The sequence below is a fragment of the Sphingomonas hankookensis genome (genome assembly GCF_028551275.1).
Taxonomy (GTDB): Bacteria; Pseudomonadota; Alphaproteobacteria; order Sphingomonadales; family Sphingomonadaceae; genus Sphingomonas; species Sphingomonas hankookensis_A.
Genome location: NZ_CP117025.1, coordinates 1,386,800 through 1,408,431, shown reverse-complemented (window position 1 = coordinate 1,408,431; position 21,632 = coordinate 1,386,800). Strand labels below are relative to the sequence as shown.

Annotated in this window: 15 protein-coding genes, 1 tRNA gene and 1 CRISPR repeat array (1 of these 17 cut by a window edge); of the genes, 7 read left to right on the top strand and 9 right to left on the bottom strand. The window is 66.5% G+C overall.

All coding sequences use genetic code 11. From position 1 onward, the window contains the following. A CRISPR array of direct repeats spans window positions 1-769; the repeat unit is 29 nt; unit sequence GTCTCCCCCGCCCCCGCGGGGATCCACCC (it extends 597 nt beyond the left edge of the window). Window positions 770-1,687: 918 nt separating this feature from the next. The 4 genes from PPZ50_RS06640 to PPZ50_RS06625 are packed head-to-tail and all read left to right on the top strand — an operon-like array spanning window position 1,688 to window position 7,627. Continuing rightward, a complete protein-coding gene (locus tag PPZ50_RS06640; RefSeq protein WP_066689738.1) occupies window positions 1,688-4,444 on the top strand; it encodes a TonB-dependent receptor plug domain-containing protein in 2,757 nt (918 codons plus the stop codon). A gap of 5 nt (window positions 4,445-4,449) precedes the next feature. Continuing rightward, complete coding sequence (locus PPZ50_RS06635; RefSeq protein ID WP_066689739.1) at window positions 4,450-6,021, top strand: sodium:solute symporter family transporter; 1,572 nt, start codon at window positions 4,450-4,452, stop codon at window positions 6,019-6,021. After that, entirely contained in the window at window positions 6,018-6,899 is an 882-nt protein-coding gene (locus tag PPZ50_RS06630) for an N-acetylmuramic acid 6-phosphate etherase (RefSeq protein WP_066689740.1), read from the top strand. The genes PPZ50_RS06635 and PPZ50_RS06630 overlap by 4 nt, the downstream gene beginning before the upstream one ends. Next, window positions 6,899-7,627 carry a GntR family transcriptional regulator gene (locus PPZ50_RS06625; protein WP_066689741.1) on the top strand — a complete coding sequence of 243 codons (729 nt, stop codon included), beginning with the start codon at window positions 6,899-6,901 and terminating at the stop codon, window positions 7,625-7,627. The genes PPZ50_RS06630 and PPZ50_RS06625 overlap by 1 nt, the downstream gene beginning before the upstream one ends. Here PPZ50_RS06625 and PPZ50_RS06620 read toward each other — a convergent pair. Next, a complete protein-coding gene (locus PPZ50_RS06620; RefSeq protein ID WP_164523911.1) occupies window positions 7,624-8,238 on the bottom strand; it encodes a DUF1826 domain-containing protein in 615 nt (204 codons plus the stop codon). The genes PPZ50_RS06625 and PPZ50_RS06620 overlap by 4 nt on opposite strands. Before the next feature lie 238 nt (window positions 8,239-8,476). Between PPZ50_RS06620 and PPZ50_RS06615 the strand changes: the two genes are divergently transcribed. Beyond that, window positions 8,477-9,721 (top strand): FAD-dependent oxidoreductase, encoded by a 1,245-nt coding sequence (locus tag PPZ50_RS06615; protein ID WP_066689743.1) that lies wholly within the window; start codon window positions 8,477-8,479, stop codon window positions 9,719-9,721. Here PPZ50_RS06615 and PPZ50_RS06610 read toward each other — a convergent pair. The 6 genes from PPZ50_RS06610 to PPZ50_RS06585 form a co-directional block, all read right to left on the bottom strand. Next, window positions 9,676-11,793, bottom strand: a complete 2,118-nt coding sequence (locus PPZ50_RS06610; protein ID WP_126014891.1) for a TonB-dependent receptor domain-containing protein — start codon at window positions 11,791-11,793, stop codon at window positions 9,676-9,678. The genes PPZ50_RS06615 and PPZ50_RS06610 overlap by 46 nt on opposite strands. Before the next feature lie 125 nt (window positions 11,794-11,918). Further along, window positions 11,919-12,377, bottom strand: coding sequence for an Lrp/AsnC family transcriptional regulator (locus tag PPZ50_RS06605; RefSeq protein WP_084401617.1), 459 nt, complete (start codon window positions 12,375-12,377; stop codon window positions 11,919-11,921). 287 nt (window positions 12,378-12,664) lie between these two features. Then, complete coding sequence (gene istB, locus PPZ50_RS06600; protein WP_066691143.1) at window positions 12,665-13,393, bottom strand: IS21-like element helper ATPase IstB; 729 nt, start codon at window positions 13,391-13,393, stop codon at window positions 12,665-12,667. Beyond that, window positions 13,380-14,891, bottom strand: a complete 1,512-nt coding sequence (gene istA, locus PPZ50_RS06595) for an IS21 family transposase (protein WP_272815363.1) — start codon at window positions 14,889-14,891, stop codon at window positions 13,380-13,382. Before istA ends, istB begins: the two co-directional genes overlap by 14 nt. Window positions 14,892-14,929: 38 nt before the next feature. Further along, window positions 14,930-15,802 (bottom strand): hypothetical protein, encoded by an 873-nt coding sequence (locus PPZ50_RS06590; protein WP_272815753.1) that lies wholly within the window; start codon window positions 15,800-15,802, stop codon window positions 14,930-14,932. Window positions 15,803-16,038: 236 nt separating this feature from the next. Next, window positions 16,039-16,113 (bottom strand) — tRNA-Gln (locus tag PPZ50_RS06585). Window positions 16,114-16,249: 136 nt separating this feature from the next. Between PPZ50_RS06585 and PPZ50_RS06580 the strand changes: the two genes are divergently transcribed. Then, window positions 16,250-16,729: a pyridoxamine 5'-phosphate oxidase family protein gene (locus tag PPZ50_RS06580; RefSeq protein ID WP_066690172.1), complete on the top strand. Its 480-nt coding sequence runs from the start codon at window positions 16,250-16,252 to the stop codon at window positions 16,727-16,729. 64 nt (window positions 16,730-16,793) lie between these two features. On the opposite strand, the gene PPZ50_RS06575 is transcribed toward PPZ50_RS06580, so the two are convergent. Further along, entirely contained in the window at window positions 16,794-18,026 is a 1,233-nt protein-coding gene (locus PPZ50_RS06575; protein ID WP_066690175.1) for a polyhydroxyalkanoate depolymerase, read from the bottom strand. 216 nt (window positions 18,027-18,242) lie between these two features. Between PPZ50_RS06575 and PPZ50_RS06570 the strand changes: the two genes are divergently transcribed. Beyond that, entirely contained in the window at window positions 18,243-20,021 is a 1,779-nt protein-coding gene (locus PPZ50_RS06570) for an ABC transporter transmembrane domain-containing protein (protein ID WP_066690177.1), read from the top strand. 282 nt (window positions 20,022-20,303) lie between these two features. Here the strand turns inward: PPZ50_RS06570 and PPZ50_RS06565 are convergent, their stop codons facing one another. Then, complete coding sequence (locus PPZ50_RS06565; protein WP_272815752.1) at window positions 20,304-21,539, bottom strand: methyl-accepting chemotaxis protein; 1,236 nt, start codon at window positions 21,537-21,539, stop codon at window positions 20,304-20,306. Window positions 21,540-21,632: the final 93 nt, after the last annotated feature.

The following is a 21,632-nucleotide window of genomic DNA, read 5'->3' as shown; positions in this document are numbered from 1 at the left end:
CACGCTAGTATGAGTCTCCCCCGCCCCCGCGGGGATCCCCCCCCTTCTTGCGGCCGCCGATCGGTGCGGCACGGTCTCCCCCCCCCGCGGGGATCCACCCCGGAAGGCGTCACCCGCCAACGAGTGACAGTGTCTCCCCCGCCCCCGCGGGGATCCACCCTCCCATAACATTACGCTATGGGATTAGATATGGTCTCCCCCGCCCCCGCGGGGATCCACCCGCGATGGCACACTGGATACCCTCGACGAGCTTGTCTCCCCCGCCCCCGCGGGGATCCACCGTTCGCTGATGTGTGTAGCGACCCTGCTGTCTTGTCTCCCCCGCCCCCGCGGGGATCCACCCCCAATCTCCATCGCTCAGCCCTCCGTCGCCGAGTCTCCCCCGCCCCCGCGGGGATCCACCCCTTCATATCAGCAACTCCGACCACGGGATGACGTCTCCCCCGCCCCCGCGGGGATCCACCCGTGTCGTGCATCAGCTCCTCGGCGTAGTGCCAGTCTCCCCGCCCCCGCGGGGATCCACCCGATATCATCGGCAAGGATAAGCTCCCCAGCCTGTCTCCCCCGCCCCCGCGGGGATCCACCCTTCACCGGCACCGCCCCCGGCGTTCCGTTCGTGTCTCCCCCGCCCCCGCGGGGATCCACCCTCCATCGGGATGCAGAGGTGGACGAAGCCCAGGTCTCCCCCGCCCCCGCGGGGATCCACCCGAACAACTTCGCGCGCGAGATGGCGGCATCGCGTCTCCCCGCCCCCCGCGGGGATCCACCCGCTTGGTCGAGGCGGTGCGGACCGCGCGCGGCGTCTCCCCCCCCCCGCGGGGATCCACCCTCTCGGTGTAAACGAGATGCTCTACCAACTGAGTCTCCCCCGCCCCCGCGGGGATCCACCCGTATCGCCGCGCACAAGCCGCCAATATTGCTTGTCTCCCCCGCCCCCGCGGGGATCCACCCGACTTCGCGGCGTCCCCCAGGTTGATGACGTTGTCTCCCCCCCCCGCGGGGATCCACCTTGACGCTTTCGATATGACATTTCCAATAGCAGTCTCCCCCCGCCCCCGCGGGGATCCACCCGCGCTGGGCGGAGCGTCGACCATCGGCACCTAGTCTCCCCCCCCCCCCGCGGGATCCACCCGTTGCTCGCCAGAAGCGTGAGTGGGTGCGTGAGTCTCCCCCGCCCCCGCGGGGATCCACCCGAAGCGATCGACGTTGCCGATTTGATATCGTGGTCTCCCCCGCCCCCCGCGGGGATCCACCCAATACCGGGGTCAAATTCACCTATGAGGAACTGTCTCCCCCGCCCCCGCGGGGATCCACCTCCTGCCCCGACAACTGCCAGCGCGACACGACAGTCTCCCCCCCCCGCGGGGATCCACCCAGGGCGGGCAGGTATATCAGGCCGCCAGTCGGTCTCCCCCGCCCCCGCGGGGATCCACCCTGGAACGCCGGGTTCGCGTCGACTAAATATACGTCTCCCCCGCCCCCGCGGGGATCCACCCCATCCTGCGCGCGCGCCGTCACCTCAATGCCGAGTCTCCCCGCCCCCGCAGAGAACTGCTCAATTATTACAATACCAAATTAATACCGCCCCTTTACATGATAGCTGCAGGTATACACACTTCAACTCCGTCGCTGATTCGCGAATAAGGGCACCGAACACAAAACCGGCGGTGCGACAGAGGAGCAGACCATGGCACCATCGTTCCGGCATTCGACCGCGCTGGCGGCGCTAGCCATTGCGCTGCCCCAGTTACCCGGGATCGCGATGGCTCAAAGCACAACCGCCACGACTCCCGTCCCTGCCGGCGCCTCGACCGCCAGCGACGATCAGGGCGATGGCGAAATCGTCGTCACCGGGACACGCATCCCCACGCCGGGACTGGTGTCGAGCAGCCCGGTCGCGTCGACCAGCGAACAGCAGATCCGGTTGCAATCCGCGCTGACGATCGAGGATTTCTCGACCAAACTGCCGCAGTTGTCGGGCGGTGTGCGACAGGGGTCGCAGGGGAGCGATGCGTTCGGGGCGCAGGTGCTGGAACTGCGCAATTTCGGGCAGAGCCGGTCGCTGGTGCTCATCGACGGCACCCGCGCCGCGCCGTTCAGCTTCCGCAACTCGGTCGACGTCAACGCCATCCCTGCGTCGCTGATCAAGCGGGTCGACGTGCTGACCGGGGGCGCTGCCGCCGTCTATGGCGCAGATGCGGTCGCGGGTGTCGTCAACTTCATCCTGAACGATGAGTTCGAAGGGGTGCGCGGGACCGCCGCCAGCCGCCTGTCGGTGCGCGGCGGCGCGCAATATGGCGGGTCGGTGATGCTGGGCCTGGGCGTCGGCGACCGCGGCAATCTGGTGTTCGCCGCCGATTACACCCAGCGTGACGGTATTCTCGCGCGCCAGCGCGACTGGGCGGCGACACCGAACCAGACCATTCCCAGCATCGGCGGCGTGTTCACCGATGTCGCGAGCGGCCGCCGCTTCGGCTTTACCGATGCCGGCGCGTTCACCACCACGCCGTCGGCGACGTCGAACGTCTCAGGCAGCTACCCGCTGGTATCGCCGCTGAAGCGCATCAACCTTGCCGCGCTGTACAAATACGAGCTTGCCCCGGCGGTCGAGATTTACGGCCGCGCGATGTTCACCAACGCCCGCACCGAAGAGACCGGCACGCCCGGCGCGCAGCCGGCCAGCGTCAGCCGCACGGTTGGCATCAATGCGACCAACCCGTTCCTGACCGATGCGATCCGCAGCCAGCTGACCTTCGTGAACGGCGTGGCGCAGGTGAATGTCAGCCGCTCGCTGGCCGAACTGGGGCTCATAACCTATCGCACCGAACGCGACACGTTGCAGCTGCAGTCGGGGCTGCGCGGGCCGATCACGAGCGCGCTCCAGTGGAACATCTATGCGCAATATGGGCGGTCGATCGAAAATTCGCTGATCGGCGGCGACGGGCAGGTCGCCAATGCCAGCGGCGCGAACAATTTCGCATCGATCGTCAACACGGTCGATATCTTCGGCCCCAACCGCCCCGGCATCGCCGCGGCGCTGGGCAGCCCGATCAACGGCTTCAACCGCAAGCGCGACCAGTTCGTGACCGCGGCGACGGTCAGCGGGACGCTGGACGACCTGTTCACCCCGCCCGCCGGGTCGATCGGCTTTGCCGCCGGCGTGGAATATCGCCGCGAGACGGCGAGCATCCAGCAGGACAGCGCGCTGCTGTCGGGCAATACGTATCGGCAGGGGGTGCAGGCGGCCTATACCGGCAAGTTCGACGTGAAGGAGCTGTATGGCGAACTGCGCGTACCGTTGATCCATAATACGCCGTTCATCCGCCAGTTCGACGTCGGCGGTGCCTATCGCCTGTCCGACTACGACCTGTTCGGCACCCATGGTACATGGAAGGTCGAGGCGAACTGGGCGGTCGACCGCAATTTGCGGCTGCGCGGAACGTACCAGCGCGTGCTGCGCACCCCCAATTTCGGCGAGTTCGCCGCCAGCACATCGTCGCTGCCGTTCAGCAGCCTCGTCACGGTCGACCGGCTGCGCCCACGCTATGGCGGCGATCCGTGCGTGATCGGCACCGGCAACCGCGCGCAGTGCGACCGACTGGGTGCGCCGGCGGCGGGTTCGACCGATTCCCGTGCCGCCAGCTATCTGACCGGAAATTACTTCTACGGCGGCAATCCGGACATCCAGCCGGAAACCGGCTTTACCAAGACGATCGGCGGTGTGCTGACCCCGATCTTCCTGCCAGGTCTCAATGCGACGGTTGACTGGTATGAGTTGGACCTGCGCGGCGCGGTGGGCGTGATCCAGCCGATCGCGGCGATCACCAGCTGCTACATCACCAATCCGACTGCCGGCAACCCGCTGTGCAACCTGGTGACGCGCAACGCCAACGGGTCGTTCAAGGACGCGTTCGTCAACAACCAGAATCTCGGGCGCCTGCTCCAGCGCGGGCTGGACGTCGCCGCCAGCTATACGCTGCGGCCCGAATGGATGAACGGCGTGGGGCTGCGTGCCAGCTATCAGGGCAATATCGTCACATCGTACCTGATCCAGGCGAATCCGACCGTCAACGCGGTGCAGTGCAAGGGCACGTTCGGTGCTACCTGTTCCAGCGATGGTACGACATTGGTACAGCCGGACTACCGCCATACCGCCGGTATCGGCATCCTGTTCGATCATGGCGTGATCCAGTTCGACTGGCAGCGGATCGGCGCGGTGAAGTCCAGTGCGGCTGGATCGAGCGAGATCATCGGCGCGCAGGACACGTTCGACCTGTCGGCGTCGCGCGACTTCACCCCAGCGATCTCGATGAGCGCGGGCGTGTACAACCTGCTCGACCGGCGTCCGCCGCGCGTGTCGGCGGGTGGGGTCTTCAATACCTTCCCCGATACCTATGACATTCTCGGCCGCACGATCGGGTTCACCCTGACGGCCAAGATGTAAGCGCGATGCGCCTGCCCTTCTCGCTGGCCGACTGGCTGGTCATCGCCGCCTATCTGGTGCTGCTGGTCGCCGGGGGGTGGATCTTCACCCCCCGCAATACCGCGTCGGCGCATGATTATTTCCTGGCCGGCGGCAATGTGCCGGCATGGCTGGCGGCGGTGTCGGTGCTGTCGGCGACCCAGTCAGCGGCGACGTTTCTGGGCGGTCCGGATTATGGCTATGGCGCGGACCTCACCTATCTGACCGGCAATCTGGGCGGGTTGCTGGGCGCGATGTTCGTCGCGCATGTGATGATCCCGCGCTTCTACGCCATCCGCGCGACCACGGCGTACGAACTGCTGACGATGCGCTTCGGCATCCGTGCGACCCGCTGGGCGGGGGGCATGTTCCTCGTCGGGCGGGTCTTTGCAGGCGGTGCGCGGGTGTATCTGGCGGCGATCGCCCTCGCCATGGTCATCACCGGATCGGTCGATGCGACCGGCATATTGATTGCCGCCGCGCTGCTGGTGGTCGCCAGCGTGTTGTTTACCTTCATCGGCGGGCTGAAGTCGGTGCTGTGGAACGACCTGATCCAGTTCGTCGTATATCTGGGGTCGGCGATCGCGGTACTGGTGTTCCTGCGCCTGTCGATCCCGGCGTCGAACGAAGCGATCATCGACGCGCTGCGCAATGCCCCCGGCGGGGTCGACAAGCTGCGGCTGTTCGATGTTTCGACGGATTTGTCGCGGCCCTTCTCGCTGCTGGCGATCGTGACCGGGATCACCCTGCTCTACATCGCCAATGCCGGGATGGATCAGGACACGACCCAGCGGCTGCTGGCGTGCAAGGATGCGAAGACCGGCGCGCGCGGCCTGTACCTGTCGGTATTCGCGACGATCCCGACAGTCGGGCTGTTCATCGTCATCGGATTGTTACTGCACGTCTTCTATAACCGCCCCGACCTGATGGGCGGTGCCGCGGCGACCGCCGGGCAGGCATTCGGGGGCGAGAAGATCAGCATCTTCATGCACTATATCCTGACCCAGTTGCCAGGTGGCCTGCGCGGGCTGGTGACGATCGGGATCTGCGCGGCGGCGGTGGCGACGACCAATTCGGCGCTCAACGCCATGTCGTCGGTGCTGGTGCAGGACTTCTATCGCCCGTGGCGCGAGCGGCGCGGCACGGTGGCGGAGAGCCATTTCGTGAGTGCGGGGCGCGCCGGCATGGGCGTGATCGGTCTCGCCATGCTCGCGATGGCGGTCGCGTCTTATTACTGGCAACGGCATAGCAACATGGGGCTGCTGGAGTTCGCGCTGCAGGTGATGGTGTTCACCTATGCCGGGCTGCTGGGTGTGTACTTCACCGCGTTGTTCACCACTCGGGGTACAACGAACTCCGTGGTCGCGGCTTTGCTCATCGGCTTTGCGGTGATCGTGCTGTTGCAGCCGGGCATCGCCCGCGTGCTCGGCCTTCCCGGAGCGCTCACCGGTCTCGCCTTTCCCTTTCAGCTGTGCATCGGCACCTTCGTCGCGTTCCTCGTCTGCGCCGCTCCGGCGGGGGCGGCGGGGCGCGGCCAACCGGACGGACTTTCCGCATGAATACCGAAACGCTTGATCCTCGCTATCAGGGCGTCGAACGCTGGCCGACGCAGTGCGCCGTCGAGGCGATGCTGGAGGGACAGATGGCGGCGATCGCCGCGCTCCAGACGCAGACCACCGCCATCGCCGCCGCTGCGGACGCCGCTGCGGCGCGGTTGGAGAGCGGCGGGCGGCTGGTGTTCGTCGGCGCGGGTACGTCCGGCCGGCTGGCGGTGCAGGACGGGACCGAGCTGCATCCGACCTTCGGCTGGCCGGGCGAGCGGACGCTGTTCCTGATGGCCGGGGGCGCGGACGCGCTGACCAAGGCACGCGAGGGGGCGGAGGATGATGCCGATGCGGCGCGCGCCGAGGTTGCCGCTGCCGGAGTGGGTGCGCAGGACGTGATGATCGGTGTGGCGGCGAGCGGGCGGACGCCGTTCACGGTCGCGGCGATCGAAGCGGCGCGGGCGGCAGGCGCGCTGACCATCGGTATCGCCAACAATGCGGCAACGCCGCTGGTAGACGCCGCCGAGCATGTTGTAGTCGCGTCGACCGGGAGCGAGATCGTCGCCGGATCGACCCGGATGAAGGCCGGCACCGCGCAGAAGGCCGCGCTGAACCTGTTGTCGACCACGATCATGATCCGGTTGGGCCTCGTCTATGACGGTCGCATGGTGGCGATGCGGGTGTCGAACGCGAAGCTGCTGCGCCGCGCGCGGGCAATGGTGCAGGACCTGACCGGGGTCGCGCCGGATGCCGCCGCCGAAGCGCTGGAACGCGGCGACAATGATATCCGCCGCGCGGTGCTGATCGCGCGCGGCATGACGCCGGAGGACGCGGCGGCATTGCTCGACCGGCATCACGGACGGCTAGATGCCGCGATTGCGGCAGGCAATTGATGCGCGAAATCGCCTGGCCCAGCGGCGACAAGGACACGCCGCTCTATCTCCAGCTCGCGCGCAGCCTGCGCAACCATATCAGCGATGGCGGGATCGTTCCGGGCGGCGCCCTCCCCTCCGAACGCGACCTAAGCGAGATGGCCGGACTCTCCCGCGTCACGGTGCGCAAGGGCATCCAGCAGCTGATCGACGAGGGCATCGTCGTGCGCAAACAGGGGTCGGGGACCTTCGTCGCCCCCCGGATCGAGGCGCGCGGCGCACGGCTGACCAGCTTCAGCGACGATGCCCGGTCGCGTGGCGAAGCGCCGGGCGTGGTGTGGATCTACAAAAGCTATGCCCTGCCGACCGAGGAGGAGGCCCATGCGCTGGCGGTCGCGCCCGATACTCGCGTCGCACGGCTGGGCCGGGTGCGGCTGTCGGGCGGCGATCCGCTGGCGATCGAACATGCGGTGGTGCCGGCCGAATTCATGCCGGACCTCGCCCAGTTGCAGGACTCGCTCTACGAAGCGCTAGAGGCGCACGGCTTCCGCCCGGTCGGCGGCACGCAGCGGGTGCGCGCATCGCTCGCCACCGCGACCGAGGCCGGCATCCTGTCGATCGAGCAGCAGTCGGAGGTGCTGCGCATCGAACGTTGTACCCGGCTGTCCGACGGGCGGATCGTCGAGTTCACCCGGTCGGTCTATCGCGGCGACCGCTATGAATTCGTGACCGAGCTGAACGAGGTTTAGGGCGCGGGGTCGATCACCAGCAACAGGCGGCGCTCGCCGGTGGTCAGGATCGGCGGGGAACGGTGAACGATCGGCGCGTCGGGCGCCCAAGTCTTGCCCTTGAACATCCCGACATCGCCGGTGGAAAGCGACCGGACGACCAAGCTGTCGACCGCCGCCCCCTCGCCCAGCGCTGCTGCGTCGGCAGCTGTAAGCCACTGGGTTCCCGGCCCGACATAGGTGCAGATCAACCGGGCGGTTACATAATCGGCGTGGAACCGGCGGCACGCGTCGGTTTCCACCACGTCCAACCGGATCGATACCCGGGTCACGCCGACGATCGTCGCGAGGGCCGAAGCGAGCGTTGCGACGTCGGCCGCGAGCAGACGGGCGATCGCCGTCGGATAACCCGCCGTCGCGAGTTCGTCGGGCAACGTCGTGGCGATCTCCTCGACCGGCTGCACCATTGCTACGTCATCGACCGCGTCCAATATGACTTCGGCGATGGCGACATCTGGATACGATCGACGCCATATCGCCAGATTGACGTCCGCCGATCGGATGCAGCGCAACGCATCGATCCCGTCACCGATCCGGACGTGCGACGGCAACGCCGCGCTTGCACTCCCCATGCCGTCTTCGGGCGAAACACTCGACCGATCAGCGAGCATTGATTGGTTATGTAATAACATACCTTGTGCATACGCTCTCGCCTTGCGCTGGTCCATGCCAAAATCGGCTGCGCAAAGGGCGACTGACATTCGCAAACTGCATGATGTCTCGGGATGTCCTCCGCAAAAGATCGAACGCGGCCTTTGATCGCGCTGGTTCTACTGGTCACATTCGGCCGTCCGCGCCTAGACTGATCCGATGCAGCGGCTCGCCATCGCCATTGCCGGATGCGGCCCGGCCGGTCTCGCCGCCGCGCTGCTGCTGCACCGCGACGGTCATCGCATCACGCTGTTCGAACGGTTCGATGCGCCGCGCCCGGTCGGGTCGGGGCTGATGATCCAGCCAACCGGCTTTGCGGTGTTGCGGGAACTGGGACTGGCCGACGATTTGCTCGACCATGGCGCGCGGGTCGATCGTTTGCATGGCGAGGCGGGAAGCAGCGGGCGGATCGTCCTCGACGTGCGCTATGCGGCGCTTGGGCGACGCGCGGGGTTCGGCATCGGCGTGCATCGCGCGGCGTTGTTCTCGCTTCTGCATCGCGCCGTCGCGGTTGAAGGGATCGCCATTGAAACCGGCTGCGCGGTGACGGGTAGCGAGGCGACCGCCGGCGGGCAGCGCATCCTGCTGCTGCAAGGCGGACGCCGTGCCGGGCCGTTCGACCTGATCGTCGACGCCCTCGGCACGCGCACGCCGCTCGCGCCACCCTGCGGTCGGGAACTGGCCTATGGCGCCTTGTGGGGCACGCTCGATTGGCCGGACGCCGCCGGGTTCGATCCCACCGCGCTGGAGCAGCGCTATCGCCGGGCCAGCGTGATGGTCGGCGTGCTGCCGGTCGGCCGTCTCCCGGGCACTAGCCGGCAGCAGGCGGCGTTGTTCTGGTCGTTGCGGGCCGACCGGCTGGCGGAATGGCACAGTGCCGGACTCGAGGCGTGGAAAGCCGACGTCGCGACGCTCTGGCCCGCGACGCAGGCGTTGCTCGACCAGATCCGATCCGCCGATCAGTTGACCTTCGCCCGCTACGCGCATCGCACGCTGGCGACGCCGGCCGAGACCGGCATGATCCATATCGGCGACGCATGGCATTCGGCCAGCCCGCAGCTGGGACAGGGCGCCAATATGGCGTTGCTTGACGCCTATGCGCTCGCCCTCGCCCTGCGGCGATCACCGGATGTCGCTACCGCACTCACGCAGGCGGTCGTGATGCGGCAGCGGCATGTCCGGGTGTATCAGGCGCTGACCGCGCTGTTCACCCCGGTCTATCAGTCCGACAGCCGGCTGCTCCCCTTCCTGCGCGACCGGATCGTCGGCCCACTGTCGAAGCTGTGGCCGGCGACCCGTATCCAGGCGGCGATGGTCAGCGGCCTGATCGGCGATCCGCTCGGGCCGCTGTTCGGCGATCAGAAATCGACATTGGCCGACAGCCAGAGCCGTCGCCCCTCCTGATTGATCGCATAGGCCGGGGTGAACACGGTGTTGGCACCGCTGCGATAGGGTTCGTACACGGCATAATCGGTATCGAGGATGTTGTAGATCGCCGCCGATAGACGGAAGGTGTCGGTTACCTGATAGCTGCCGCCGACATGGAACAGCTCGTAGCCGCGGAAATCGCCGATCGCGCGCTGCTGTTCGTTGTTGCCGCGATAACGGCTGGAGCGGACTTCGGCGCGCGTCCACAGATTCGCCTTTTCCCCCAGCTTCCAGCGCAGATTGCCGTTGAGCATATGCCGCGGAATACCAATCAGCGGCAGGCCCCGGTCGGCACCGCTCAGCTGTTCGGTTTCGGTATAGGTATAGTTGGTGGTGAGCGATACGGCGGGGCTGAAGGCGAATGTGCCCGCCGCTTCGACGCCGCGTGCGCGGGCCTTGTCGATGTTGATCGACTGCGCGAACAGGTCGACCGCCGGGAACGGCCCCACGTCCAGACAGCCCGGCCGGTTCGGATTGCCGGCGAACTGGCAATTGGGGATGCCCGGTCCGGCGGCGATCTTGTCGGTGAAGTCGTTGTTGAACAGCATGACGTTGCCGCTGAACCAGCCATCGGCGTCGTAATAGACACCGGCTTCGTAGCTGGTGCTGGTTTCGGGAATGAGGTTCGGCGTGCCCAGCAACGGGGTGCGCCCCTGATTGCCGAAGCCGATGATCCCCTCGGCAATCTGTTCGACGCGCGGGGTCTTGAACCCGCGACTGACGCCGCCCTTCACGGTCAGCGCGTCGGTGACGTTCCACACCGCATAGGCACGCGGCGACCATTTATTGCCGAAGGTCGAATGATCGTCATAGCGCACGCCGCCGGTCAGGTTGAAGCCTTCAGCGAGGGTCAGCGTCGCTTCGGCAAAGCCCGCCCATTGGGTGAAGGTGAACGGTTCGGGCGCGACCCCCTCCACCATGCGGGCATGCCAATATTGGCCGCCGAGGGTGAAGGCGAGCGGCCCCTGCCGTCCGGCAAAGCGGGAATCGATAATGTCGTTGCGCGCCTCCAGCGTGCGCGGACTGCCCGCCACCTTGCCCGGTGTGCCACGCGGGATCAGGCGACCGATCGTCGCGGTTTCGTTGCGGGTCAGCGTCGTGTCGAGCGTACCCAGGCCACTGCGCCAGCTATGCGCGACGACATAGTTGGACCGGTTGAACTGCAATTCCGGTGCATAGCCGCCCGACCCCAGCGTGCCGAGCCGCCCTTCGCTATTGTCATAGGCCTGAGTGTTGCGATCCGCCTCGATCCAAAGATCATGATCCGCATGCGGGGTCAGCGACAGGCGGGCGCCGTAATTGTAGATATCGGCGCGCACCGGATTGCGGCCGAGGGTCAGCGCGGGATCGCCGGGGATCGGGATGTCCGATCCTTCGCGGTGGAACAGGCTGCCCCACAGCGTCAGGCCAATCAGGTCGCGGACCACCGGCCCCTGTGCGAAGCCGTTCACCGACTGGATATTGCCGAACCGGTCGTCCCCTTGGATCGTGCTTTCGGCGGTCGCCGTTCCGACCCAGCGGTTCCCGACCTTGCGGGTAATGATGTTGACGACCCCGCCCATCGCGTCGGACCCATACAGCGTCGACATCGGTCCGCGCACGACCTCGATCCGGTCGATCGCCGAGAAGGGCGGCAGGAAGCTGGTCGTGGTTTCGCCGAAGCCGTTGGGCGTGACGCCACCCGGCGGGTTCTGTCGCCGACCATCGAGCAGGATCAGCGTATAGTCGCTCGGCATCCCGCGGATCGAGATGTTCATCCCGCCGGTCTTGCCCGCCTCCCCGCCGACATCGATGCCCTGCACGTCCTGCAACGCCTCGGCGAGACTGCCGAAGCGCTTTGCCTCAAGGTTCGCGCGGTCGAGCACGCTGATGCTGGCCGGTGCCTCGATGATGCGCTGCTCATACCCAGAGGCGGTGACGACGATGTCGGGGGCCGCCACATCCTCGCTATCGCTCGCCCCGGCCTGCGTCTGCGCGACGGCTGGCGCGAGTGTCAGCGCCCAAGCCAACGCCCCTGCCGATACCCTGCGGCCCAATCCGATTGCCATGAAACCCCCTTATTACTCTTGCGAGTGATTAGCATTTGCGGGGCAGGTGCAATATCGGACGTCGGGGCGTCAACCCGATTGGGCAGAGACAAGAAATGTAACGTTCCGGAAAGATAACGAGCCGGTCAGGCGACCTTGACCGCAGCCATTAGCGGTGCGGCGCGCTTGATCGTCTTCATGCAAATGGTCGACGCAAAGCGCTGAACGCCGGGAAGCCGGCTCAGTTCGCTACGCAACAGTCCGTCCAGCGTCTCGACGTCGCGGGTGATGACATGGAGCAAATAGTCGCCGTCACCAGCGACCGTATAGCAGTCGAGTATGGCCGCATGGTCGAGCACGGCGGCTTCGAACGCGGCATGATGGGCGAAGTCGACCGATACCTCGACAAAGGCGCTAAGCCGCAAGCCGATGGCGTGCGGATCTATCGTGGCGCGATAGCCGGTGATGACCCGACGCTGTTCGAGCGACTGGACGCGGTTCCAGCACGGCGTTTTCGACAGTCCCACCTTGTCCGCGATTGTGCCGAAGCCCTGTCGCGAATCCTGTTCCAGTTCCGCCAGGATCGCGCAGTCGAATCGATCCATATCGCTTGCCCCCATATCTATGCACGAAGAACAGAATTCTACATTGCGGCCTCTAGCAGGACCACCTTTCTGCAGTCTCAGCGGTATCGGATGAACGCGGAACCCCATTCATCTGTCAATCGGCGTCCAAAAAGGACCCCCTATCGGCGTCCAAAAGGGACCCCCTTCGTCGAGCAGCGTTACGGGTATGACGGGTGCACCGTTCGCGCTGGTTGCGGCGTAGGGCGGGCGTAGCCCGACCGGAGGCGCAACCAGCGCGAAGCGTTCTCTGCCGGTGGTCCTGGGCGTCAGCTTCGATGTTTGAAGCGCCAGCTGTCGTTGCCGGTTTCGACGATGTCGCAATGGTGGGTAATACGGTCGAGCAGTGCGGTGGTCATCTTGGGGTCGCCAAAGACGGTCGGCCACTCGCCAAAGGCGAGGTTCGTGGTGACGATGACGGAGGTCTGCTCGTAGAGCTTGCTGACGAGGTGGAAGAGCATTTGACCGCCCGAGCGTGCAAACGGCAGGTAGCCAAGCTCGTCGAGCACCACGAGGTCGAGGCGCGAGAGCTGGGCCGCCAGCGTGCCGGCCTTGCCAAGGCGCGTTTCCTCCTCGAGTCGGTTCACCAGGTCCACTGTGTTGAAGTAGCGTCCGCGGGCGCCGGCTCGTACCACATTGGCGGTGATGGCGGTGGCGAGATGCGTCTTGCCGGTACCCGTTCCACCGACCAGCACGACGTTGCGTCGGCCCGGAAGAAACGAGCCGCTGTACAGCGAGCGCACCAGTCCCTCGTTGATGGGAGTGTCGCCGAAGACGAAGGCGTCGAGGTCCTTCACCGCGGGCAACCTGGCGGCCGACATCCGGTAACGGACCGAGGCTGCATGGCGGTGCGTCGCCTCGGCACGCAGCAGGTCGGTCAGGACCTCCATGGTCGTGCGCTTGCGCTGGAGACCGGTAGTGACCGCCTCGTCGAAAGCGCCAGCCATGCCCTTCAGCCCCAACTCGGTCATGGCCGTCATCATCTCATGCCGCTGCATGGAGGCCTCGCAGGCTGTCATAGCGGTTGCAGTCGGCGCGGGGCGGATGGCGCAGCGCCAGATCTTCTGGCGTGACAATAGTCAGCGGTCGCGGCGGTTCGCGCCGGCGGGCCAGGATGTTGACGATGACGTCGTCGCTGGCGACGCCGGCCAGCAATGCTTCGCGCACGGCCGCTTCCACCGCCTCGAGTCCGTCGTCGAGCACCGCGGCCAGCACCCGCACGAACCGCCGGTCGGCATCGTCACCGACGCCAAGCTTGCGCCGCAGTCGTGCCAGCGCAGGCGGCAGCTCCCAGCCCTGGAACGGCGCGCCGTTCCGCAGGGCGCCCGGCTTGGTCGCCAACACCGGCAGATAATGCCACGGGTCGTAGATGGTCCGGTCCCGGCCGAAAAACCGGGGATGGTCGGCGACGACTTCCCCGTCGCAGCGCACGACGATGCGGTCGGCATAGGCGCGGACCTGAACGGCACGTCGCACCACCCTGGCAGAAACGGAGTAGCGGTTGCGGTCGAAGCTGATGAGGCATGTGCCGCTTACCGCATGCTCGCTCTCATGAAAGCCGTCGAAGGGTGCGACAACAGGCTGGAGCACGCTGCGCTCGGCAGCCCAGGCCTGAGCAACCGTCAGTTCCTTCTGCTCGGGATGCTGGTGCAACTCTGTCCAGCGCCGACACTCGGCCTCCAGCCAACCGTTCAGCTCCTCGAGGCTGGTAAATCGCAGGCGTGGCTGGAAGAAGCGGCCGCGTGCGGTTTGCACCTGGTTCTCGACCTGACCTTTCTCCCAGCCCGACGCCGGCGAGCAGGCGGTCGGCTCGACCATGTAATGGTTGGCCATGACCAGGAAGCGCCGGTTGAAGACACGCTCCTTGCCCGTGAACACGCTCGTGACCGCCGTCTTCATGTTGTCGTAGATGCCGCGCGTCGGCACACCTCCGAAGAAGGCAAACGCCCGCGCATGCGCGTCGAACAGCATCTCCTGTGTCTCGCGGGGATAGGCTCGCACATACATTGCCCGCGACGCGCATAGCCGGACATGCGCGACCTTTACCCGCATCGGCTTGCCCGAAATCTCCACGTCCTCGTGGCTCCAGTCGAACTGGTAAGCCTCGCCCGGCCGGAACAGCAGCGGGATGAACGCCGGCGCATTCATCACATCGCGACGTCGCGCCCGGCGCCAGCGGGCCGCATAACGCCGCACCGCGTCGTACGAGCCGTCGAACCCCTCGCGCAGCAGCAGGTCGTGGATGCGCGTGAGGCGCAGCTTCTCGCGCCGCGGCCGTGCCTCATCTTCCTCCAGCAACGCATCCAGTCGCGCCTGAAATGGCCCCAGCTTCGGCAGCGGCTGTACCTCCCGCCGATACCCCATGTCCGCTTCCGGCGCCCGGATCGCCTTGCGCACCACCTTGCGCGACAGGTGCAGGTCCCGCGCTATCGCCTTGATGGCCTTCCCCGACGCGTGCTCGCGCCGGATCCTCAACACCGTCTCCAATACCAGCATCCCGATCTCGCCGCCTGACACACCGCCAAGCGAACAGCCTAGACCAACGGGATGAGGGGTCCCTTTTCGACGCCGATCACCCCGCTACCGGGGTCCCTTTTCCACGCCGATCCACACTTCCGCACGACGAGCCGTATCGGGCGGGCACCATAGCTCTTTTCAAGCAGGCGCGCCGCTGACAGGAATTGCGTCCGGGTCTTCGCGGTCCAGCGCGCCTTCCGCCTCGCGTCACCAACGATCTTGGGATTGTCGGCGATGAAGCGTTCCGCCGCTTGGGTCGGCGTCATCGATGCCCATGGCTCGGCGACCTGGGACTCCGGCGGCGGCGCCGTGGTAGCAACGGCCGCGGGTACAGCGGCAACCGCAGCGAAGGGCATCGGCCCAGACGCGGCGCGATCGTCGATCATGCCAGTCCACATCGTTGCGGGATCGACCAGTCGCCGCCGATATTCAAGAGCGGCGGCGAGCCGTCCTTCGAGATTGACCTTCCGGGCAATGTCGAGATTGTCGGCGGTTTCGCATACGCCTGACGCGCGAAGGTCACACGCGGCCTTGTCGAGGGACCGGTCACGCCAGTCTGGTCGATCGGCAAAGAAGTCGATCAGTGTCTCCTTCTGGTCGTCCGTCAGGCTTGGAAATCGCGCCTCGACATGCTCGCGACTACCGACGTTCGTTGGGACGCCATTCACGACGAAATCCCGGAGCATTGCTTCGTAGATGCCGACGAGGCCCTCGATCAAAAAGGTGGCGTTCGGATCAGTACGCTGGAATCCGACGTGGACCAACTCGAGATGGTCGCGCATCTCCTCCATCGCCCTACGGAAGATCCCGGCCTTTTGGGTCGTTGTCAGGCTTGCGGCTCCGCCGTCCTGGCCCAAGGTCATTTTCAAAGTCTCGCTCTTCGCGGTCATCGCGCACCCCATGCTGCGCGCCACCGCCTGGGCGGTAGTTCGGAGGCTGAGGCGTAGGGTGAAAGGCTTACCAACCTGAAAACGGACGGTACGGCGCCAGTAATAGACGGCGCCTCTGCGCTCGACATTTTGAATTGCAGGCACGGCATCTCCACATGGAGCCGTCACACCCACCGGCCCAATCCAGTGGCTGAGACCAATTTTCTGCCGCTAAAACAATAACTTAGATGGCAAATTGGCTGGGGCGGCAGGATTCGAACCTACGAATGCCGGTACCAAAAACCGGTGCCTTACCGCTTGGCGACGCCCCAGCGATCGCGCGTTGCGCGGTGGGGAGGCACTAGGGAAGTCCGGCGCGTTGCGCAATGGGATTTGCATGCGCCGTCTTCGCGGGAAACCTGTGCGTTCTGGGTCGTTGTCGGGTCACCTACCCAGGAAGGAAAATCCATGTCGAACAAGAGCCCCGCCGAAATCCGCGACGCCATGTGGAAGGCGATGGCGGCCAGCCCCTATGTCATGCTGGGCCTGACCGGCAAGCACCAGCATGCCGAACCGATGTACGCCGTGCTGGACGAGGACGCGCACAGCGAATTCTGGTTCTATACCAAGCGCGACAACCGTGCAGCCGAGGGCGGTCCGGCGATGGTGCAGTTCGTCGCCAAGGGGCACGACCTGTTCGCCTGCATCGCAGGCACGCTGACCGAGGAAAGCGATCCGGCCATCATCGACAAATATTGGTCGAAGCAGGTCGAGGCTTGGTACGAACAGGGCCGGCAGGACCCGTCGCTGCTGATGCTGCGCTTCGACCTCGACGATGCCGAGGTGTGGGAAACCGACCAGTCGCTGCTCGGCAAGCTGAAGATGTTCACCGGCCAGACGATCAAGGGCGGGGACGAAGCCGGCAGCCACGCCGTCGTCGACGTCTGAATGGACGAAGGGCGGGGGTCTTGCAGCCCCCGCCCTTCCCGTTCCTTGTACCCGAACTAACGGATCAGCCGTCGTGGCGGGCGATCCATTCCTCCAGCACCGGCGCGATGCGGTTGCGCCATTTCGATCCGTTGAAGATACCGTAATGGCCGACCTCGGGCGCCATATGGTACTGCTTCATGTCGTCGGGCAGCGCGGTCGCCAGCGTCAGCGCGGCGCGGGTCTGGCCCAATCCCGAAATATCGTCGCGCTCGCCCTCGATCGCGAGGATCGCGGTGTCGGTGATCGCGCCCGGATCGACCGGCCGCCCGCGATGCTTCATCGTTCCTTCGGGCAGGGCATGGGTCTGGAACACCAGGTCGATCGTCTGGAGATAGAATTCGGCGGTCATGTCGCACACCGCGCGATATTCGTCATAGAAACGCTGGGTCGCGCCCGCGCCTTCGCCATCACCCTGCACCAGATGCTTGAACATCTCCCAGTGCGAGATCATGTGGCTGCCCAGGTTCATGCTCATGAAGCCGGCCAGCTGCAGGAAGCCCGGATAGACGCGGCGACCGGCACCGGGATAAGTCATCGGCACGGTCGCGATGACATTCTGTTCGAACCACGCGTGCGGCCGTTCGGTCGCCAGAATGTTGACCGCGGTCGGCGCCTGCCGCGTGTCGATCGGCCCGCCCATCATGGTCAGCGTGCGCGGCCGGTTGGGATGCTCGTCCGCCCCCATCAGCGCGGTCGCGGCATAGACCGGGACCGAGGGCTGGCACACCGCCAGCACATGCGCGCGGGCATCGCCCGTCTCGCCGATCTTTTCGAGGAAGGCGATGACATAGTCGATATAGTCGTCGAGGTCGAAGCTGCCGTCGCCGACCGGCACCAGCTTCGCATCGCGCCAGTCGGTGATGTAGACATCGGCGAAGGGGAGCATGCGTTCGACCGTGCCGCGCAGCAGCGTCGCATAATGGCCGCTCATCGGCGCGACGATCAGCAGCTTGGGGCTGCCCTCCACCCCTTCGCGGACGAAGCGCTTGAGCTGCCCGAACGGGCGGCGCAGCACGATCTCCTCGCGCACCGCCACCGGCTTGCTGTCGATCGTCGTGGTGGTGAGGCCGAAGGCCGGCTTGCCGCGCGGCGCGGCGGCATGGGCGAACACCTGCAACGCCGATCCCAGCACCGGGCCACCACCGAAATAGGCGAACGGATTGCTGGGGTTCTGCAACAGCCCCGCGCTGAAATTCGCCATCGCGCTGGCCCCGGCCAGCAGCGAGCGTTGCCATTCATAAGCGTCGTACAACATGGGCATCCCCGGACCTTCTCTGACGGGGACTACCCGTACCAGTGAAAATATAGCGATTCGTTGCCATCGGCAACGCTTCGAACGTCGCACGCCAAATCTGTCCCTGCGCTGAAAGCGCATGCGTGGACACATCATCGCGTCCCTTCGATACGTTGAAGCAATGACGGGGTCGGAGGTTCCCTTTGCGGTCGCCCGCCCCAGGCGCTAGGCAGCGCCATGGCCGACACGCCCCCTGCCCCCGATCGTGCGAAGATGCTGCCGGCGCTCCGGCTGATCTGGCGCTTCACCATCCGCTACAAGCTGCAACTGGTCGGCGCGCTGGTGTCGCTGGTCACCGCCGCGGTCGCGACATTGTGGATCCCGCGCACCTTTCAGAAGGTGGTCGACAACGGCTTTGCCGAAGGGGCGAGCGTCAGCGAGATCGGCGTCTATTTCGAAGGGCTGCTGGGCGTCGTCGTCGTGCTGGCGATCGCGACCGCCGGGCGGTTCTATTTCGTGTCGTGGCTGGGCGAACGGACCGTCGCCGATCTGCGGCTGGCGGTGCATCGCAACCTGCTGACACTGTCGCCCGGCTGGTTCGAGGAAAACCGCCCGTCCGAGATCGCGTCGCGCCTGACCGCCGACACCGCGATCGTCGAGGGGATCGTCAGCACCACCGTATCGGTCGCGCTGCGCAACCTGCTGGTCGGCGTCGGCGGGGTCATCTATCTCTTCAGCCTGCAACCCAAGCTGACGCTCTACCTGATCGTCGGCATCCCGGTGATCGTGCTGCCGATCATGTGGCTGGGCGGGCGGGTGCGCAAATTGTCGCGCAGCAGCCAGGACCGGATCGCCGACATCGGGACGGTCGCGTCGGAGACGCTGGGCGCGATGAAGATCGTGCAGGCGTTCGGGCAGGAACGCCGCGAGAGCGAACGCTTCGCCGATGCGGTTGATCGCGGCTTCGCCACCGCCAAGAAACGGTTCGCGACGCGGGCGATCATGACCGCCTTCGTCATCGGCATGTTGTTCGCCGCGATCACCCTCATCATGTGGGATGCGGTCAGCGACGTCGCGGCGGGGCGGACGACCGGCGGCGCGATCACCGCCTTCGTGCTGACCGCTGCGCTGGTGACCGGGTCGTTCGGCGCGCTGACCGAAGTCTATGGCGATTTGCTGCGTGCATCGGGTGCCGCCGGGCGGCTGGCCGACCTGTTGGCGCAACGCCCGGTCATCGCCGCGCCGGCCAATCCGGTCGCGCTGCCCGAACCGGCGCGCGGCGCGGTGGCGTTCGCAGGCGTCACCTTCCATTATCCGACCCGCCCGGAAGTCGCCGCGCTGACCGATTTCACGCTCGACGTGACGCCGGGGGAGACGGTGGCGGTGGTGGGCCCGTCGGGTGCCGGCAAGTCGACGCTGTTCCAGCTGATCCAACGCTTCTACGATCCAGAAGCCGGCCGCGTCGCGGTCGATGGCGTCGATGTTCGCGATGCAGATCCGGCGGCGGTGCGCGCGCGGATCGCGATGGTCCCGCAGGAAACCGTGATCTTCGCCGCCTCCGCCCGCGACAATCTGCGCTACGGCCGCTGGGATGCGAGCGACGAACAGCTCTGGGCCGCCGCCGATGCCGCCAATGCCAGTGCGTTTCTGCGCGACTTGCCCGACGGTCTCGACACCTATCTGGGCGAAGGCGGGGCACGGCTGTCGGGGGGCCAGCGGCAGCGGGTGGCGATCGCCCGCGCGCTGCTGCGCGACGCGCCGATCCTGTTGCTGGACGAAGCGACCTCGGCGCTCGATGCCGAGAGCGAGCGGCTGGTGCAGGATGCGCTCGACCGGCTGATGGCGAACCGGACGACCCTCGTCATCGCGCACCGGCTGGCGACGGTACGCGCGGCGTCGCGGATCATCGTGATGGATCAGGGTCGGATCGTCGAGAGCGGCCGACATGGCGAGTTGATCGCGCAAGGCGGGCTGTATGCGCGGTTGGCGAATCTGCAGTTTCAAGAGGCAGGGTGAGGGTAAGGTAGCGGCGCTACGCTCCTCTTCATCACCCCGGACTTGATCCGGGGTCCCGCTTCTTCCCGACCGCCGGAAATAAGGCGGAACCCCGGATCGAGTCCGGGCTGACGGCCGGGTTGGAGCGCTGCATTCCCACCTCAACCGTTCGGTTCGAGCAGCTTCGAGCTTGTCGAGAAGCGTCCGTCGAGAACCCTGAGTTTGGGGCAACCCCTTCTCGACTTCGGTTCTCGACAGGCTCGAACCTGCGCTCGAAGCAAACGGGAGAGGAGGGTAGCCCCCTCACGCCACCGCCGACACCAATTCGCTCGCCCGCCCCTGCAACTGCCGGCTGAGCCCCGACAGTCCCTCCACCAGCCGCGTGAGCATGCCCGCCCGGTCGCCGATGCCGTCCGCCGCCGCGGCGATCGCCCCGGCCCTGGCGTCGATGTCGGCGCCCGCCCCGCGCGCTTCCTCGACCCGTTCGGCGATCGCCTGGGTGGTCCTGCGCTCGGCGGCGACGGCCGTGCCGATGGTCGTGGTGATCTGGCCGATCGCCGCGATGGCGCTCTGCACCGCCGCCTGCCCCTGCCCCACGTCACCCAGCAGCAGGTGGACCGCATCCACCCGGCGTGCGATATCGCCCGCCGCCGCTTCGGTCTGACGCGCCAGCGACTTCACCTCGCCCGCGACGACCGCGAAGCCCGTGCCGGCCGCCCCGGCGCGCGCCGCCTCGATCCCGGCATTCAGCGCCAGCAGGTTGGTCTGCTTGGCAAGGCCGCGGATCAGCGCCAGCATTTCCTCGATCGTGGTCGCCACGTCGGACAGCGATCGGACCTGCGTGCCGGTGCGCTCGACCGCCGCGCTCGCCTGTTCGCGCAGGCGCAGCGCCTCGCCCGCGTCGCGGGTAATGCGTTCGATCGACTGGGCCAGCGCCCGGCCGCGCTGTTCGATATCGACCATGCCGACCGCCGTCTGGTGCGCGGCGGCGGCGACCGATGCGGCGCTGCCATGGGTCGTGGTGGCACGCTGGTCCAGCTCGGCGGCGACCCGGCCGATCGCGCTGCAGGCGGTGCCGATATCGTTCGCCAGCGCCTTGATCCCCGCCTCGAACGCATTGGCGGCGGCATGGACCCGCTGCGACCGCGCCTGCGCCAGCGCCGATGCGTCGCCATGCCAGCGGCTGGCCATGCGCAACAGCTGTTCGGGATCGAGCAGCGCGAGGAACGTCCCGTGCTGCACCAGCACGACGCCCCGGTCGCTGTGCATCGCCAGCAGATCGGGCAGCGGCGTGTCGTGATCGGTGACGGTCGCCGGGCGGATCAGCTGCGCGATGGCATCGCCGAAACTGGGGTTGCGCAGCAGGGCATGGCCGAACGGGTTGAACAGCAGTTCGCGCACATCCAGCTCGCGCAGCACCCCCACCGGCTGCCGCCGTTCGTCGAGCACCGCCAGCAGGCGCAGGTCATGATGGCGCCGGAACCGGTCGACGACCTGCGTCAGGGTCGCGTCATGACCGATCGTCAGATGATCGGCCATCAAAGCCGGGTCGAGGCGGGTATGCTGAACCATTGCCTGGCAAGCGATAGGTGCGCCCGGTGAATCAGGCGCTAACCGGGCGTGACAGCGAGA